At 67.2% G+C, this 15,925-nt stretch carries 14 protein-coding genes, 1 tRNA gene and 1 pseudogene; 9 read left to right on the top strand and 7 right to left on the bottom strand.

What is annotated here, in order from left to right; translation table 11 throughout:
* The first annotated feature begins 49 nt into the window (after window positions 1-49).
* Window positions 50-676 carry a substrate-binding domain-containing protein gene (locus MWN52_RS04150; RefSeq protein ID WP_025991876.1) on the top strand — a complete coding sequence of 209 codons (627 nt, stop codon included), beginning with the start codon at window positions 50-52 and terminating at the stop codon, window positions 674-676.
* A 25-nt stretch (window positions 677-701) separates the two neighbouring features.
* Here the strand turns inward: MWN52_RS04150 and MWN52_RS19595 are convergent.
* The 3 genes and pseudogenes from MWN52_RS19595 to MWN52_RS04135 all read right to left on the bottom strand — a co-directional run.
* Window positions 702-854 (bottom strand): annotated as a pseudogene (locus tag MWN52_RS19595) (Tn3 family transposase); the annotation flags it as partial.
* A gap of 3 nt (window positions 855-857) precedes the next feature.
* Window positions 858-1,937 carry a signal peptidase II gene (gene lspA / locus MWN52_RS04140; protein ID WP_013721907.1) on the bottom strand — a complete coding sequence of 360 codons (1,080 nt, stop codon included), beginning with the start codon at window positions 1,935-1,937 and terminating at the stop codon, window positions 858-860.
* A complete protein-coding gene (locus tag MWN52_RS04135; protein ID WP_224787484.1) occupies window positions 1,934-4,255 on the bottom strand; it encodes a heavy metal translocating P-type ATPase in 2,322 nt (773 codons plus the stop codon). Before MWN52_RS04135 ends, lspA begins: the two co-directional genes overlap by 4 nt.
* A 162-nt stretch (window positions 4,256-4,417) precedes the next feature.
* On the opposite strand from MWN52_RS04135, the gene cadR reads away from it, so the two are divergent.
* On the top strand, window positions 4,418-4,861 hold the full coding sequence (gene cadR, locus MWN52_RS04130) for a Cd(II)/Pb(II)-responsive transcriptional regulator (RefSeq protein ID WP_013721909.1): 444 nt from the start codon (window positions 4,418-4,420) through the stop codon (window positions 4,859-4,861).
* Between the two features lie 35 nt (window positions 4,862-4,896).
* On the opposite strand, the gene MWN52_RS04125 is transcribed toward cadR, so the two are convergent.
* The 3 genes from MWN52_RS04125 to MWN52_RS04115 form a co-directional block, all read right to left on the bottom strand.
* Window positions 4,897-6,750: a tyrosine-type recombinase/integrase gene (locus tag MWN52_RS04125; protein WP_023085019.1), complete on the bottom strand. Its 1,854-nt coding sequence runs from the start codon at window positions 6,748-6,750 to the stop codon at window positions 4,897-4,899.
* A 238-nt stretch (window positions 6,751-6,988) separates the two neighbouring features.
* Window positions 6,989-7,062, bottom strand: a tRNA-Gly gene (locus tag MWN52_RS04120).
* Window positions 7,063-7,171: 109 nt separating this feature from the next.
* Window positions 7,172-8,968, bottom strand: a complete 1,797-nt coding sequence (locus MWN52_RS04115; RefSeq protein WP_286577677.1) for an autotransporter domain-containing protein — start codon at window positions 8,966-8,968, stop codon at window positions 7,172-7,174.
* Window positions 8,969-9,372: 404 nt separating this feature from the next.
* On the opposite strand from MWN52_RS04115, the gene trmB reads away from it, so the two are divergent.
* From trmB to MWN52_RS04100, 3 genes are read left to right on the top strand one after another with little or no spacing between them, the layout of a single operon-like run.
* The gene (trmB, locus tag MWN52_RS04110) at window positions 9,373-10,107 is read left to right on the top strand and encodes a tRNA (guanosine(46)-N7)-methyltransferase TrmB (RefSeq protein ID WP_286576740.1); all 735 of its coding nucleotides are present in this window, start codon (window positions 9,373-9,375) and stop codon (window positions 10,105-10,107) included.
* Window positions 10,108-10,143: 36 nt separating this feature from the next.
* The gene (locus MWN52_RS04105; RefSeq protein WP_130515739.1) at window positions 10,144-12,006 is read left to right on the top strand and encodes an SLC13 family permease; all 1,863 of its coding nucleotides are present in this window, start codon (window positions 10,144-10,146) and stop codon (window positions 12,004-12,006) included.
* 18 nt (window positions 12,007-12,024) lie between these two features.
* Window positions 12,025-12,405: an ACT domain-containing protein gene (locus MWN52_RS04100; RefSeq protein ID WP_286576739.1), complete on the top strand. Its 381-nt coding sequence runs from the start codon at window positions 12,025-12,027 to the stop codon at window positions 12,403-12,405.
* On the opposite strand, the gene MWN52_RS04095 is transcribed toward MWN52_RS04100, so the two are convergent.
* Window positions 12,402-12,725 carry a Rieske (2Fe-2S) protein gene (locus MWN52_RS04095; protein WP_286576738.1) on the bottom strand — a complete coding sequence of 108 codons (324 nt, stop codon included), beginning with the start codon at window positions 12,723-12,725 and terminating at the stop codon, window positions 12,402-12,404. The two genes, MWN52_RS04100 and MWN52_RS04095, sit on opposite strands and share 4 nt — an antisense overlap.
* 83 nt (window positions 12,726-12,808) lie before the next feature.
* Here MWN52_RS04095 and MWN52_RS04090 point away from each other — a divergent pair, with 83 nt between their 5' ends.
* The 4 genes from MWN52_RS04090 to MWN52_RS04075 all read left to right on the top strand — a co-directional run bounded on the left by MWN52_RS04090 (window position 12,809) and on the right by MWN52_RS04075 (window position 15,805).
* Complete coding sequence (locus MWN52_RS04090; protein ID WP_130515732.1) at window positions 12,809-13,084, top strand: hypothetical protein; 276 nt, start codon at window positions 12,809-12,811, stop codon at window positions 13,082-13,084.
* Window positions 13,085-13,142: 58 nt separating this feature from the next.
* Complete coding sequence (locus tag MWN52_RS04085; RefSeq protein ID WP_286576737.1) at window positions 13,143-13,850, top strand: fumarylacetoacetate hydrolase family protein; 708 nt, start codon at window positions 13,143-13,145, stop codon at window positions 13,848-13,850.
* Between the two features lie 67 nt (window positions 13,851-13,917).
* Complete coding sequence (mscL, locus tag MWN52_RS04080; protein WP_130523292.1) at window positions 13,918-14,322, top strand: large-conductance mechanosensitive channel protein MscL; 405 nt, start codon at window positions 13,918-13,920, stop codon at window positions 14,320-14,322.
* 73 nt (window positions 14,323-14,395) lie between these two features.
* Window positions 14,396-15,805 (top strand): M28 family peptidase, encoded by a 1,410-nt coding sequence (locus tag MWN52_RS04075; protein ID WP_286576736.1) that lies wholly within the window; start codon window positions 14,396-14,398, stop codon window positions 15,803-15,805.
* Window positions 15,806-15,925 lie beyond the last annotated feature (120 nt).

Raw genomic sequence — 15,925 nt, 5'->3', positions numbered from 1 at the left:
CGACTTCGAGATCAGTTGCCACGACTTCACCGCCTGGGGGGAGCTGGACGTGGAATCGAGTGACATCACCGCCGAAATTCGCATGGCCGTCCTCGGCGAATGGGTGCCTCCCCAGCTCGCCGACGTGCTCGCCCTGCAGCGCGCCGAAGAGCCGGAGACTCATGCCGTCCTGGCCGGATGGACAGATCCCGGTCGAGGCGCGGAGCTGCCGGGCGACGGCTTCGACTTCGCCTTGTCTGCGGCTGCCCGGCAGTGGCCTGGCTGGATATGCGAGCCGCTGTGGCATGACACGCTGGCGGTCGCCGTGGCCAAGCGCTCCCACCTGCTGGCCTACCGTGAAGTGCCGTGCGAGGAAGTGCTCAAGCAGCCCTTGATCTGCTCGCAGTCCACGGCCGATGAACCATGGCGCGTGACCGTGCAGCGCGTGTTCGAAAACGCGCTGCAGGAGCGGGAGCAAACGGTGGAGACATTCGATGTGGCGATGACGCTGGTTGCTGCCGGGTACGGGATCGCCATTGCGCCTGCCGCGAGACTGGCGAGCTACCTACGCCGAGGCATCGCCGTACGGCCGCTGGCCGGCGCACCAATGATCGTGATGGCTTACCTGCTCCGCCGCAACGCTACCTTGTCGGACACCCAGGCAAGATTCGCCCGCCGCGCGCGCTTGGTGTCCTGACTGATGCGCTGGCCTTCCCATTGATGCGTAACGGCCGGAACTGCACGTCTTCGGCCCTCCGGCTCTGCCGCCATACGTAGTCGCCGATCAAATTGATGTGCTCCCAGCCCAGCGGCGACAGGTATTGCAGCAACCCGTCGTCGATCCCGTTGCCGGAGTCGCGCAGCGCCTGCGTCGCAGCTCATCCTGACAACAATCTACCCTTGTTACCCTTGTCTCGAATTTCAAGGAACCTAGCGATCAAACAGCCGACTCCGATGGAGATCGCAACATCGGCGAGGTTGAACGCGGGCCAGTGCATGCCCTGCCAGTGGAAGTCGAGGAAGTCCACAACCTGACCGCGCAGCAGGCGATCCACCACGTTGCCAAGTGCCCCGCCAAGAATGAGGCTGTAGCCGACGGCTTCGAAGCGCGGCAGCGTCTGCTTCAGTTGTCGGATGAGCCAGACCGCGACGAGCAGTCCTAACGTGATGAAGAAGTAACGTTGCCAGCCACTCGCTCCGGCCAAAAAGCTGAACGCGGCGCCCGGATTGAGCACATGCACGAGGTTGAAGAACGGCGTGATCTCGACCTGTTTGCCATAGACGAACGCCCGTTCGATCGAGAGCTTGGCTGCCTGATCAGCAGCAACCGCTGCCGCAGCCACCCCGTACCACGGCAAGGCCGGCGCGAGCAGCCCCTTTGCGCGCGCCGCAGTGGCGAACGAGATCAGCCACCGCGAGAGCACGGTGCAGCCCAAGCCCAGCCCCCAGCCTGCCAGCACGTCGCCCGGGAAGTGCATACCTGCCGCCATGCGTGACCAGCCAACCAGGGCGGCATACATCAACAGGCAACCGCGACCGCGCCAGGCCAGCAGCGGCCACAACGCAGCGGCCACCAGCGCCGCGTAGGTCGCGTGCCCGCTGGGCAGGCTGTAATGCAGCTCCACAGCGCCGATGACATGCACCGCTGCGCCCAGCACCGCATGCGGGCGCGGAAAGTCGAGCCACCACTTCAAGGCCGACGCCGCCGCCAAGGCCAGCAAGAACGCGACGCCGAAGTGCAACAAACGGCTCCGCACTAGCCGAACGCGGGCCGGATCGGAAGATGCCTTTGACCATGCCCATAGGCCCAGTACGGTTAGGGGCGCGGTCCAGTAGCTGCCGATTAGGCTGAAGAGCGACGCCAGCGGCCACAGCACTGCGGGCGTCCCAGCATTGATCGCTTGAAATAGCGCGAGATTCAGACCGGCCCAGTCATACAGCACGAATTTCCAACTCATCGGCGCAGCAGCCTCAAGCCATTGCCCACCACCAGCAGGCTAGCTCCCATGTCGGCGAACACCGCCATCCACATGGTCGCGTGGCCGGTGAAGGTGAGCACCAGGAACACGGCCTTGATGCCCAGCGCAAGCGCGATGTTCTGTGTGAGCACCTGTGCCGTGGTGCGGGACAGCCGCACGAAGGTCGGAATCTTGCGCAGGTCATCGTCCATCAGCGCCACGTCGGCCGTCTCGATGGCCGTGTCGGTGCCCGCCGCGCCCATCGCGAAGCCAATGTCGGCACGAGCCAACGCCGGAGCGTCGTTGATTCCATCACCGACCATGCCGACCCCGCCGGACTGGGCAAGCGCTTCGATCTCGCGCAGTTTGTCATCGGGGAGCAGGTTGCCTTGTGCGCGGTCGATCCCGGCCTGTGTGGCAATCGCCTTGGCGGTGTGTGGGTTGTCGCCGGTCAGCATCATGGTCTGGATGCCCAGCGCGTGCAGTTCGGCCACGGCGCTCCGGCTGCTGTCCTTGATGGTGTCGGCCACTGCCATGAGCGCCTGCACGCCCTCGGGCTCCACCAGCATCACCGCCGTCTTACCCTCGGCTTCCAGTGCGGTGATGCGTTGTTCCATTGCGGGGGAGCAATGTCCCAGCTCGTCGAGCATCCGATGGTTGCCGAGGTGATAGGCCACTCCGTCGATCACGCCGCGCACGCCTCGGCCGGGCAATGCGGCGAATTCCGCGACTTCGCGCAGCGCCACGCCGTCGGCAAGGGCGGCTTGCGCGATTGCCTTGGACACCGGATGGTCGGAGCGGCTGGCCAGGCTGGCCGCGAGACTACGGGCGTGCTGGGGCGAAGCGTTACCCAAGGCAACGAAGTCGGTCTGCGCGGGCTTGCCGTGGGTGATGGTGCCGGTCTTGTCCAAGGCCAGCCAGCGCAGCTTGCGGCCCTCTTCCAAATACACGCCGCCCTTGATGAGAATGCCGTGGCGTGCCGCTGCGGCCAACCCGCTGACGATGCTGACGGGTGTCGAAATCACCAGCGCGCACGGGCAGGCGATCACCAGCAAAACCAGCGCCCGATAGATCCAATCCAGCCATGCCGCTCCCACAAAGAGCGGCGGCACCAGTGCGACGACCACGGCCAAGGCGAATACGGCGGGCGTGTACCAGCGCGCGAACTGATCCACGAAGCGCTGGGTCGGCGCGCGGCTGCCTTGTGCGGCCTCCACCGCATGAATGATGCGGGCCAGCGTGGAGTTGTTCGCCAGCGCCGTGACACGGTACTCGAACGAGCCTGACTCGTTGAGGGAACCCGCAAAGACGGGATCGCCTAGGCCCTTGTCGACGGGCAGACTCTCCCCGGTGATCGGCGCTTGGTTCACGGTCGAGCGGCCTTCTACGACCTCCCCATCGAGGGCGATGCGTTCGCCAGGCCGCACTCGCACCCGGCTGCCGATCGCAACCTGCTTGGCATCCACCTCGCGCCATGAGCCATCAGGCTGTTGCACCGTGGCTCGCTCCGGGGCCAGATCGAGCAGCCCCGCGATGGCGTTGCGGGCGCGGTCCAGCGACTTGGCCTCGATGACCTCGGCCAAAGCGAACAACACCATCACCATCGCCGCCTCCGGCCAGTGCCCGATCAACATGGCCCCGGTGACGGCAATCGACATCAGGGCGTTCATGTTGAGGTTGCGGTTCTTGAGGGCAATCCATCCTTTCTTGTAGGTGGACAGGCCACCGGTGAGGATGGCGACCAGAGCCAGAACCATCACCGACCAATGATTGCCGCCTTGGAGCCAGTACACGGCCTCCGCCGCAACAGCGGCGACTAGCGAGATGCCGAGCGGCCACCAATGGGTCGTGGTCTGCCCCGGTGCTGATGACGCAGGCGTGCGGTTGGCTTCTTCGAGCACTTGGGCCTCGAAGCCGAGCGATTGCAGAGCACCCAGCACGTCAGGCAGCACGGCTGGGGCATGGCGCACGGTGAGCGTGCGTTGCATCAGGTTGAAGTCGAGATCGATCACACCGGCCAGCGTGGCGAGATTGCTGCGGATCAGCGCCTCCTCGGACGGACAATCCATCTTGGCGATGGCAAGGCGGGTGGTCTGCACCGCCGAGCGGTCGTCCTGTCGCACCGCCTGCATATCGACAGCCGCCAAGGCTTGTTCCACGGGGGCCAACGACGCCAGGGTGTGCCGCACGGTCAAGGTGCGCCGCATCAGGTTGAAATCGAGCTCCACCACGCCGGGCACGCCGCCCAGCTTGCCCCGGATCAGCGCTTCTTCCGTGGGGCAGTCCATGTTCTCGATGTGATAGACGGCAACCGCCACCCCGGTAGTGGCGCTGGTCTGTGTTTCTGATTTGAGAACGGGAGCATCAGCACAACCGTACCCGCTTGATCCGCAACTCATAGCAATTCCTCGGCGTCGTCATTCGTTCAAATGCATTAAAATCCCTATAGTGGCTATAGGGTCAAGCATTGGAGGACCAGCATGGAAATCAGGATCGGCGAACTGGCGCAGCGCACGGGATGCGAGGTCGTGACCATTCGTTACTACGAAAAGGAAGGGCTATTGCCTGAGCCGGCGCGAAGCAGCGGGAACTATCGGCTGTACGGCGAGGAGCAAGTCAAGCGCATGCAGTTCATTCGCCACTGCCGTTCGCTGGACATGTCGCTGGGCGAGATTCGGACCTTACTGAACCTGTGGGACAGCCCCACCCAGGATTGCGGAAAAGTGAATGCCCTGCTGGATGACCATATCCGGCAGGTGGAGGCGCGGGTCGAGGCGTTGTTGCAGCTAAGGCTGCATTTGACGGCCTTGCGTGAAAAGTGCGCCGGCGCACGACCCGTCGAGGCGTGCGGCATTCTTCAAGGGCTCGTGAATTGTTCTTGCCATACCGTCAGCACCCGAGACGAGGCCAGCGCTGGCGTTTAGCGTACGATTTTTCCCAAATTCTGTGGCTTCCCCTGCTAGGCGACCCCGACTCGCGGCGGGGTCCATTCGCTTTCCTTCACGGCCGTGCTCACTGCCATGGCGAGCTTGTCGAGATTGCTGGCAGTCACGCCCTCCAGTGCCGAACGCCCCCGCAGCATCGAGCGCGGTTGCAGCAGTGCATGGTAGATCTGCCAAGGGTCCGCATCCCTGGTCAGCTTCAGGACGGACTGGATCAGCTCGTGCTTGAGCGGGTCGAGGTGCCAGTCCGGCACGCGCTGGCCGCGGTTGCCTACGTTCAAAGCCAGCAAGTTGCCCGCCTTGATCTCGTAGCTGATCCACCTGCGGGATTTGCCTGCCATCTTGGCAAACGCAGCGACGGGAAGGTTGTGCGGCGCTTCGAAGACATCGAACAGCTCCATCCGCTCGCGCTGAATGTCCGAAGGCACCAGCGGCGCGGCCGATCGAGGGGGCGGAACCGCCGGCAGCCGATGTGCGGCGGCAGAAACCAACGGCATGGCGTCACCCGGCTTTGTCACGAGCAGGATTGGCGAAGCAGCAACCGGCGTAGAGGGGGCGTTTGCGGTTTGCTCACTCGGGAATGCGGGCACGCCTTCCAGATGCACGGTGAGGGGCATGCTGGCCGCCTCGACCTGGTTCTGCTCGAAGAGGTCGAGCCGATCGGCCCAGTCCTGCATCATGCGGCGACGCTGCTCCACGTACTCGGCATGGTTGTAGGTCGCGCTGACCTTGTTGGGATCGACGTGCGAGAGCTGTGCATCCACCCAGACTTTCGGGTAGCCGATCTCGTTGAGCGCAGTGGACATCGTGCCGCGGATGCCGTGTCCGGTCAGGCGTTCCTGATAGCCCATGCGCTTGAGGGCACCATTGAGGGTGTTCTCGCTGATGCGCTTCTTCAAGTCGCTGTCGTGCCGGAACAGGTGGCGCTGGGCCGGCTTGAACTCATCGAGCAGGTGCCGGACGATCTCCATGGCCTGAATCGACAGCGGCACGATGTAGGGCGGGATGTCCTTCGCCTGCTGCCGCTTCTTGCGCATATCCAACTGGAGTTGCTTCACGACGTCGGGCGGGATGATCCACAACCCACGGTCCAGATCGAATTGATCCGGCATCGCCTGTCGCAGCTCGCCGGTTCGCACGCCGGTCAGCAGCAATAGCCGCAGCCCGAGCTGGGTCTGCCGCCTGCCGCGATAGCTGCGCAGCCGCTGCAACAGCTTCGGCAGCTCGGCCATGCGCAGGAACGGGTTGTGGTTGACGGGTGGCAGCGGCAGCGCCACCACATCGAGATCGGAGGCGGGGTTCTGCTCCAGGCCCGGCACGATCACCAGCGCGTAGCGGAACAGTTGGTTGAACCACGTCCTGACTTTCTCGGCGACGGAGAGCGCCCTGCGCTTCTCGATCTTGGCGATCACCTCCAAGAGGTCGGGACGCTTGATCTCATAGATCGACCGCTTGCCCAGGGCGGGCAGCACATCTTTGTCGAAGATGCGCGGAAGTATCGAGAGGGTCGTCTGCCGGCCTTCCTTGAGGCTGAGCCCGCGATGCTTGAGCCACTTGCGATACACCGCCTCGAAGGTGTTTTCGTCGGCGAGCCGGACAGCGGTGCGCTTCTGCTTGCGGTGAACGCGAGGATTGGTGCCTTTGGCCAGCAGGGCGCGCGCTTCGTCGCGCAGGCTGCGGGCCTCGCGAAGCGTCACCTCCGGGTAGGTGCCGAGCGACATCCGCTTCTGCTTGCCCGCCCAGTAGTAGCGGAAGTGCCAAGTCCTGCCCCCTGCAGCCGTGACGGCCAGGGAGAGGCCATCCAAGTCAGGGAGGGTGTATGCCTTGCCAGTTGCCTTGGCCTGTCGAACGGCCAGGTCTGAGAGTGCCATGCTCTTGCTCCTGAACATGAGTCAGGAACCAGATGCTGGTCACGTCGACCTCGCCCCTCCATCAACAATCCGGAATCAGCCGCGCCCGCAAAAATGGACTTGTTTGTGGACTTAAAAGTCCCGGCTGTAGATGGATCGCAGTGGACCGCGGCAGAACGTCAAAGAGAGGAAAAGTCCTTGTGTGGCAACGACTTGCAGACTCTCTTGGACTTCTGTGGAAGTCCGCAGAATGATGCAGTGGAGCGGGTGAAGGGAATCGAACCCTCGTCAGTAGCTTGGGAAGCTACAGCTCTACCATTGAGCTACACCCGCGTCGGGTGGGCAGTCTATGCGCTGGCCGGCGGCCGGCGCAACGCCGTCGAGCGATGCACCGCCCGGCGCGGGGCCGGGCGGTGCGGTCCGGCAGGCCGGACCGGATGGATCAGAAGCTGCCGCCCAGGCTGACGAACACGCCCGAGTCGTTGGCGCTGCTCTGGCCGATGGTGCTGCGCGCGCCGAAGTCGGCGTTCAGGCCGGCGACGTGGCCGCGGGCGCCGACCACGACCACGCCGTAGTCCTGGTCGAAGTCCACGCCCGGCACCGCGTAGCGCATCGCGCCGGGGATGGACTGCAGCGAGGCCCAGGCCTGGGCCGGGCTGTCCTCGAACTCGCGGTTGTAGGTGGCTTGCACGTACGGCGTCCAGGTCGGCGAGATGTCGAAGCTGGCGCGCCAGCCGGCGCTGCCGATCAGCGAGTCGAACTTCTGGTTGGGGAAGGACAGCGCCGTGGAGGACAGGTTGTTCTCGTCGTAGCCGTCGACCTTGATCGTCTGCGAGACCAGGCCCAGCACCGGGCCGGTATGCCAGGGGCCGCCCTGATTGAAGTCGAAGCCGGCGTTGATCGCCGCGGTGAAGTTGCTGCCGTCCGGCGAGCCTTCCTGCTTGCGCGTGGCCGTGCCCAGCTGGATCTGGCGGGTCACATCGAAGCTCAGCCAGGTGTAGCTCAGCTGGGCGTTGACCCAGGCGCCGCGCCCGGCCCACTGCGCGAACACTCCGGCGGTGGTGTCTTCCTGGTCGAACTTGCCGCTGGAGTGGCCGAAGTCCTGCTGGCCCTTGCCGTAGCCGGCGAAGGCGCCCAGGGTCCAGCCGTTCTGCGCCCAATCGACGCCGAACAGCCCGGCCGGCGTGGTGCCGTCGTACAGGTCGCCGTCCTGCTGGCGCTGGCGGTCGGCACGCAGGTCGCCCCACCAGCTCCAGCCCTGCGCCTGGCCGGTGGTGTCGGCGTGCATGGACACGCGCTCGGCGCGCGAATAGCCCACCACCGAGGCCGAGTGCGGCAGCACGGCGATCTGGCGCGGGCCTTCCAGCACCGACAGTGCGTACTGGCCCAGCAGCTGGTGCGCGGCGGTACTCGGATGCACGCCGTCGGCGAACACGTAGTCGGTGTTGGCGGTCGGGGTGACGTAGTTGAGCGGGCTGCAGGTCACCGAGGACATCGCGCCGCAGGCCGTGCCGGTGGCATTGGTGAAGCCATACGCGGCCGGGTTGCTGGTGACCTCGTCGATCAGGGTGAAGGTGTCCAGCGGGATCACGCGCAGGCCCGAGGCGGCCAGGCCGTTGAACAGCGCGGTGTTGTAGCCCGTGGCCAGCTGCGTGCCGGCGGCCGAGGTCGCCGCGCCGCCCGCGAGGAACTGCGGGGTCTTGCCCAGGTCCGGGATGGTCGGCACCAGGACGTACTGCGCGCCGGCCGCCTGCAGCCGGCCGATCACGCCCACCTGCGCGGTCACCGCCGAGCCGATGATGGTCTGGGCCTGCGCCGGCGCCTGGGCCGCGGCGAACAGGTCGTTGGCGCCGCCCCACACGGTGTACAGCGCCTTGGCGTCGGCGACGCCGCCGGTCTTGGTCAGGTAGCTGTTCACCTGCGACACGATCGATGGGGACGGGCCCAGCGCGGTGTTGACCGTCGCGTTCACGCGTGCGCCGCCCACCGCGTAGTTGGTGCCGCCCTGGTTGTCGCTGGTCGCGTTGGTACCGTAGAAGTCGGCCACGTACTCGCCCCACACCAGACCCGGGTTGGTGGTGAAGCGGCCGACGATGGCCGCCGACGGGCCGGCGACCTGGATCAGGGCCGGGCGGAAATGACCCGAGTCGGTCAGGCTGTCGCCGAAGAACACGGTCTGCGAATAGGCCGGCTGCTCGGCCTGCGCCGGCACGGCGAACGCGGCCAGGGCGACGACCACCGCTGCGGACAGGGTGGACAGGGAACGGGGTGCGGACATGCGATCCTCCAACGGATCAGAAGAAGAACAAGGATGCGGTGGCCGCCATACGGCGGCGCACTGGCGGCAATGGTTCATCTTGCGCTGCGGCAACTCACGCTGCACTGCGGCATGGCGCCCGCCATCGACAGGCAGGCAAGGGACACGCGGCGACAAGGGACGCCACAGGCGCGATGCTCGACTCGAGCGAAGCCTTGGCCCGGCGGACAGATCAGGCTGCAACCGCCTCCCGGCGACGACCACGCGATCCTGGCGGCGAGTTGGGCGATAATTCGTCTCATGTCGTCCCTGCCCCCGCCCTTCACGCCGGTCGTCTGCGCGATCACCGGTCACCGTCGCCACGCCGCCCCAGGACCGATCGGCCGATGACCGATCCGTTCTCCAGCCCCGGCGCCAAGGCCCCGGCCAAGCCGTTCACCGTCACCGAAGGCCGTCGCGAGATCCGCAGCTTCGTGCTGCGCCAGGGGCGCTTCACCGAGGCGCAGCAGCGCGCGTTCGACGTGCAGTGGCCGCGCTTCGGCCTGGACTACACCGGCCAGCTGCGCAATTTCGACGCGGTGTTCGGCCGCGCCGCGCCGCGGGTGGTGGAGATCGGCACCGGCAACGGCGATGCGCTGCGCTTCGCGGCCAGGCAGGACCCGTCGCGCGACTACCTCGGCATCGAGGTGCACGCCCCGGGCGTGGGCCGGCTGCTCAACGCGCTGGAAGCCGACGGCAGCGACCATGTGCGCGTCTACCACCACGATGCGGTGGAAGTGCTGCGCAACGAGGTGGCCGACGGCAGCCTGGACGAGGTGCGCATCTATTTCCCGGACCCCTGGCACAAGAAGCGCCACAACAAGCGCCGGCTGGTCCAGCCCGAGTTCGCCGCGCTGCTGGTGCGCAAGCTGGCCCCGACCGGCCGCCTGCACTGCGCCACCGACTGGGAGGCCTATGCCGAGCACATGTGGGACGTGCTGGACGCCACGCCGGGCCTGCGCAACCGTGCCGGCGCCCGCGGCAGCGTGCCGCGCCCGGACTGGCGCCCGCAGACCCATTTCGAGACTCGCGGGCAGAAGCTCGGCCACGGCGTCTGGGACCTGCTCTATGACCGCTGCTGACGAACCGCCCTCGCCCACCGGGGCATCCGCCGCGTAATGGACACCGGCCTGACGCTGACCAACGACATGCGCCTGGTGCTGGGGCTGGTCGGCTTCGTCATGGTGATGTTCCTGTTCGAGCGCATCCGCGCCGACGTGGTCGCGCTGGTGGTGCTGGTGGTACTGGGCCTGACCGGGCTGGTCGCGCCGGAGGAGATCTTCGGCGGCTTCTCCGGCAACGCGGTGATGAGCATCATCGCCACCACCATCCTGGGCGCGGGCCTGGAGCGCACCGGCGCGCTGAACCGGCTGGCGTCCTGGCTGCTGCGGCGCGGACACGGAGTGGAACAGCGGCTGCTGCTGCTGACCACGGCCATCGCCGGGCTCAACTCCTCGTTCATGCAGAACCCCTCGGTGATGGCGCTGTACCTGCCGGTGGCCGCGCGCCTGTCCTCGCGCACCACGCTCAACCTGCAGCGCCTGCTGCTGCCGATCGCCTCGGCCATCGTCATGGGCGGCGCGCTGACCATGGTCGGCAATTCGCCGCTGATCCTGCTCAACGACCTGATGATCTCGGCCAACAACAACCTGCCCTCGGGCATGGCCACGCTGGAGCCGCTGCGCATGTTCGCGCCGCTGCCGATCGGCGTGGCGCTGGTGCTGGCCTCGCTGGCGTACTTCCGCTTCTACGGCGATGCCAAGCTGCAGCGCGAGACCACCACGTCCACGAGCTCGACGCCGGCCCGCACCGAGAGCTACTTCGCCAGCACCTACGGCATCGAGGGCGAGGTGTTCGAGTTGACCGTCAGCGCCGACAGCCCGCTGGTCGGCATGACCCTGGGCGAGGCCGAGACGCTGCACGGCGCGCCGCTGATGCTGGCCCTGCAGACCGGCAACGACACGCGCCTGGCGCCGCCGGCGGACATGCGCATCTGGGTCGGCAGCGTGCTGGGCGTGATGGGTAGGCGCGCCGAGGTGGCCGACTTCGCGCAGAACCAGTTCCTGCGCATGTCCTCGCGCCTGCGCCACTTCGGCGACCTGTTCAATCCCAGCCGCGCCGGCATCTCCGAGGCGGTGATCCCGCCGACCTCGCGCTTCATCGGCAAGACCGCCGCCGAGCTGGCGCTGCGCAAGCAGGCCGGCATCAGCCTGCTGGCGATCAACCGCGACAAGAAGGTGCTGCGCGAGGACGTGCGCAAGGTGCCGCTGCGCGCCGGCGACATGCTGGTGTTCCACAGCATCTGGCAGGACCTGGCCGCCGCGGCCAAGGGCGGCGACTTCGTGGTGGTCACCGACTACCCCAAGGGCGAGCAGCGTCCGCACAAGTTCAAGATCGCCATGGCGATCTTCGCCCTGACCATCATCATCGCGCTGACCTCGCACATCCCGGTGGCGCTGATCCTGATGACCGGCGTGGCCGGCATGCTGCTGACCGGCGTGCTGCGCATGGACGAGGCCTACGCGGCGATCAACTGGAAGACCGTGTTCCTGATGGCCGGGCTGATCCCGCTGGGCTGGGCGATGGATTCCAGCGGCGCGGCCGCCTGGGTCGCCGGCCACACCATCGAGCGCCTGCCCGACGGGCTGCCGGTGTGGGTGCTGGAGATCGCCATCGCTCTGCTGACCACGGCCTTCTCGCTGGTGATCAGCCATGTCGGCGCGACCATCGTGATGGTGCCCATCGCCATCAGCCTGGCGCTGGCCGCCGGCGGCAACCCGACCTCGTTCGCGCTGATCACGGCGCTGTCGGCGTCCAACAACCTGATGACCGCCTCCAACCCGGTGATCTCCATGGTCACCGGCCCGGCCAACTACACCGCGCGCCAGATGTGGCGCGTGGGCGGGCCGATGTCGCTGATCTACACCTGCGTGGTAGTGGCGATGGTCAACCTGATGTCATGGTGGGCGACCCGTGCCTGAGTGCGAGGCGCACGCGGCATGGCGCTGACGCTGCGCCTGCTGGGGCTGACCTCCGCGGTGTGCCGCCTGCCGCCCGGCGCACCGCTGCCGGATTGGTGCGCGCCGGCTGCGCAGACGCATATCAGCTGGACCGACGAGGAGCTGTCGATCGTCTGCGACGAGGGGCGCGTGCCGGAAGACGTGCAGTGCGAGCGCGGCTGGCGCACGCTGATGCTGCACGGCCCATTCGCCTTCGAACTCACCGGCATCCTGGCCCAAGTGCTGCAGCCGCTGGCGCAGGCCGGAGTCGGCATCTTCGCCGTCTCGACCTTCGACACCGATTACGTGCTGGTCAAGCAGTCGCAGCTGGAGGCGGCCATCGCGGCGCTGCGCGCGGCCGGGCACGCGGTGCTGGACTAGCCCAGCACCACCTGCCCGTCGCGCACCTGCACCGGCACCTGACTGAGCGCCTCGCCGCGGCACGGCCCGGACAGACATTGACCGCCTTGTAATTCGAACGTGGCCCCGTGCGCCGCGCACACCAGATGGCCTTGCTTGGTCAGCAGGAACTTGCCCGGCGCCCAGTCCAGGCGGCGACCCGCGTGCGGGCAGACATTGCGCCAGGCGCGCACCTGCGCCCCCTGGCGGACCAGGAGCAGCGATTCGGCGCCGTCGTCCAGCGTGGCTTCCACCTCGATGGGCTGGCCGTCAGCGAGACTGTCGAAAGGGATCGGATCCATGCAGGGCTTAACGAAGGTTTCACACGTCCGGCGGGCGGCTCGCCATACTGGCATCCGTTCGCCACACATTCTGTCACGAGCCCATGATCCGCACCTTCTCCTTCGACTCTCAGCGCCTGCGCAACGCGTTTGCGCCGCGCAAGCCCCGGCATCCGCTGCTGCGCGTGGTCGTCGGCCTGCTGGGGCTGGCGGTGCTGGCGGTGCTGGTGTTCTTCGGCCTGTTCGTCGGCGCGGCTATGCTCGCCGCCGGCATGGCCTATCGCCTGCTGCGCCCTCGGGCGCGCGCCAACGCGCAGCAGCGCGTGGTGGAAGGCGAATACCAGGTCGTACGCAAGCAGGCCCTGCCCCTCTCGCACTGAAGGCGCGTCAAGCGCCTTACACTCGCGTTCCTCTTTAGCGTGATCGAGGAACGCCCAGATGTCCGATGTGATTCCCGCGCCCGAGCAGGCGCGCGTGCCGGTACGCGGCGGCGGCACCTTCCCGGTGCACCGCATCTACTGCGTCGGCCGCAACTTCGCCGACCATGCGCGCGAGATGGGCGCCACCGCGCCGGCCTCGAAGGCCGAACGCGGCCAGCCGGTCTTCTTCTCCAAGCCGGCCGATGCCATCGTCACCGGCGATCGCACCATCCCCTACCCGCCCGGCACGGCCGACCTGCACCATGAGGTCGAGCTGGTCGTCGCGCTGGGCCAGGACGCGCCGGCCGGCGTGCTCGAAGGCGAGGCCGGCAACGCGCTGATCTACGGCTATGCCGTGGGCCTGGATCTGACCCGCCGCGATCTGCAGGCCGCGGCCAAAAAGGCCGGCCTGCCCTGGGACACCGGCAAGGCCTTCGATCACTCCGCGCCGATCAGCCAGATCGTGCCCGCTGCGCAGGTCGAGGCGCTGCAGGACGCCGTGATCGCGCTGACCGTCAACGATCAGGTGCGCCAGCGCGGCACGCTGCACGACATGATCTGGAACGTGCCGGAGATCCTGCACGAGCTGTCCAAGCTCTATGCGCTCAAGGCGGGCGACCTGGTCTTCATGGGCACGCCCTCCGGCGTCGGCGCGCTGCAGCGTGGGGACACGTTCGTGGCCACGCTGGAGGGCGTGGGTGACCTGCGCGGCGCGATCGGCGTTTGACTTCGCGCGCACGTGGGGTCCGGTAACGTTGCCGGACCTTCCCCCGAGCCTTCAGGAGAGACGAGAGATGGGCATGCTCAGCGAATTCAAAACCTTCGCCATGCGCGGCAACGTGGTGGATCTGGCGGTCGGTGTGGTGATCGGTGCGGCCTTCGGCAAGATCGTCACCTCGCTGGTGGACAAGATCATCATGCCGCCCATCGGTCTGCTGATCGGCGGCATCGATTTCTCCAGGCTCGCGTGGGTGCTCAAGCCGGCCACCATCGGTGCCGACGGCAAGGAGATCCCCGCAGTGGTGATCGGCTACGGCGATTTCCTCAATACGCTGGTGCAGTTCATCATCGTGGCGTTCGCGATCTTCCTGGTGGTCAAGGCGATCAACCGTCTGGCGCCGAAGAAGGAGGCCGCCCCGGCCGCCACGCCAGAAGACGTGCTGCTGCTGCGCGAGATCCGCGACTCGCTCAAGAGGTAAGCCTCGGGCGGTGGCGAGCGAGGCAAGCGGCGGCTGTTAAGCTCGCCGCTTCCCCACTCGCGAGCCTGCCTGCATGCGTCGTTCGATCCTGTCCTGCGCCCTGTTGCTGTGCGCCTCGTTTCCGCTGCAGGCCGCCGGCCCGACCACGATCCCCGAGGCGCCACTCAAGCGCGCCGACGCGCTGCGCCAGCAGGCGCTGGCCGACGATACCGGCTGGAAGGTCGTCGAATCGCTGACCACCGAGGTCGGCCCGCGTCTTGCCGGCAGCGAGGCCGATGCGCGTGCGGTGGCCTGGGCGCAGGCCAAGTTCAAGCAGCTCGGCTTCGACAAGGTGTGGACCGAGCCGGTGACCTTCCCCAAATGGGAGCGCCGAAGTGAGCATGCCCAGGTGCTGGGCGCCAACGCGCAGCCGCTGGTGGTGACCGCGCTGGGCGGCAGCGCCGGCGGCACGGTGGAAGGCGAGATCGTGCGCTTCGCCGACCTGGACGCGCTGCAGGCCGCGCCGGCCGGGTCGCTGGCCGGCAAGATCGCCTTCGTCGACTTCCAGATGCACAAGAAGCAGGACGGTGGCGATTACCGCTATGGCGGCGGGATCCGCGGACGCGGCCCGTCGGAGGCGATCAAGAAGGGCGCGATCGGCTTTCTGATGCGCTCGGCCGGCACCACGCCGCATCGCGTGGTCAATACCGGCATCACCCGCTACGAGGAAGGGCTGACGCCGATCCCGGCGGCGGCGGTGTCGATTCCCGACGCCGACCAGCTGGCGCGCCTGGTCGCGCGCGGCCCGGTGAAGGTGCGCCTGGCGCTGGACTGCGGCTGGGACGGCCAGGCCACCAGCTACAACGTGATCGGCCAGATCACCGGGCGCAGCAAGCCCGGCGAGATCGTGCTGACCGGCGGGCATCTGGATTCGTGGGACCTGGGCACGGGTGCCATCGACGATGCGGCCGGCATCGGCATCTCCATGGCGGCCGCCAGACTCGCCGGCCAGCTGCGCCCGGCGCGCACGATCCGCGTGGTCGCCTTCGCCAACGAGGAGCAGGGCCTCTACGGCGGCCGCGCCTACGCGCAGGCGCACGCCAAGGAGATCGCCCAGCACGTCATCGCCGCCGAGAGCGACTTCGGCGCGGATCACATCTATGGCTTCAGCAGCAATGCCGACGCCCATGCCAAGGGCGCGATCGAGACGATCGCCGCCGCGCTCAAGCCGCTGGACGTGGCCTACCTGCCCGGCCAGGGCGATCCGGAATCGGACATCGGCCCGATGGCCCAGCTCGGCATGCGCTGGGCCTGGCTGGGCCATGACGGCACCGACTACTTCGACCTGCACCACAACGCGGACGACACGCTGGACAAGATCGACCCGAAGGTCCTGGCGCAGAACGTCGCGGCCTACGCGGTGTTCATGTACCTGGCGGCGGAAGCGAAGGGCGATTTCGGCAGCGCGCCGGTGCCGGCGGGGGCGAACAAGGAAGCGCACTGAGTCGCGCGTTCGCTACTTGCCGTCGCGCTCGACTGCGCAGACCCAAAGCCGCCGATAGTCCCCCCACCGTCGCTCCCGCGCACGCGGGAACCCAGGGACTTTCGCTTTTCGCGGCAAGCA

It is taken from the genome of Pseudoxanthomonas winnipegensis, assembly GCF_030322905.1.
GTDB classification, from domain to species: Bacteria; Pseudomonadota; Gammaproteobacteria; order Xanthomonadales; family Xanthomonadaceae; genus Pseudoxanthomonas_A; species Pseudoxanthomonas_A winnipegensis.
This window is presented reverse-complemented; position numbering and strand designations above follow the sequence as displayed.

What these genes read in the sequence shown, in the direction of transcription:
- mscL (WP_130523292.1), top strand. Translation starts at nt 13,918, where the DNA reads ATGGGCATGCTCAGCGAATTCAAAACCTTCGCCATGCGCGGCAACGTG.
- lspA (WP_013721907.1), bottom strand. Translation starts at nt 1,937, where the DNA reads ATGAGTTGGAAATTCGTGCTGTATGACTGGGCCGGTCTGAATCTCGCG.
- MWN52_RS04105 (WP_130515739.1), top strand. Translation starts at nt 10,144, where the DNA reads ATGGACACCGGCCTGACGCTGACCAACGACATGCGCCTGGTGCTGGGG.
- cadR (WP_013721909.1), top strand. Translation starts at nt 4,418, where the DNA reads ATGGAAATCAGGATCGGCGAACTGGCGCAGCGCACGGGATGCGAGGTC.
- MWN52_RS04085 (WP_286576737.1), top strand. Translation starts at nt 13,143, where the DNA reads ATGTCCGATGTGATTCCCGCGCCCGAGCAGGCGCGCGTGCCGGTACGC.
- MWN52_RS04075 (WP_286576736.1), top strand. Translation starts at nt 14,396, where the DNA reads ATGCGTCGTTCGATCCTGTCCTGCGCCCTGTTGCTGTGCGCCTCGTTT.
- MWN52_RS04090 (WP_130515732.1), top strand. Translation starts at nt 12,809, where the DNA reads ATGATCCGCACCTTCTCCTTCGACTCTCAGCGCCTGCGCAACGCGTTT.
- MWN52_RS04100 (WP_286576739.1), top strand. Translation starts at nt 12,025, where the DNA reads ATGGCGCTGACGCTGCGCCTGCTGGGGCTGACCTCCGCGGTGTGCCGC.
- trmB (WP_286576740.1), top strand. Translation starts at nt 9,373, where the DNA reads ATGACCGATCCGTTCTCCAGCCCCGGCGCCAAGGCCCCGGCCAAGCCG.
- MWN52_RS04125 (WP_023085019.1), bottom strand. Translation starts at nt 6,750, where the DNA reads ATGGCACTCTCAGACCTGGCCGTTCGACAGGCCAAGGCAACTGGCAAG.
- MWN52_RS04095 (WP_286576738.1), bottom strand. Translation starts at nt 12,725, where the DNA reads ATGGATCCGATCCCTTTCGACAGTCTCGCTGACGGCCAGCCCATCGAG.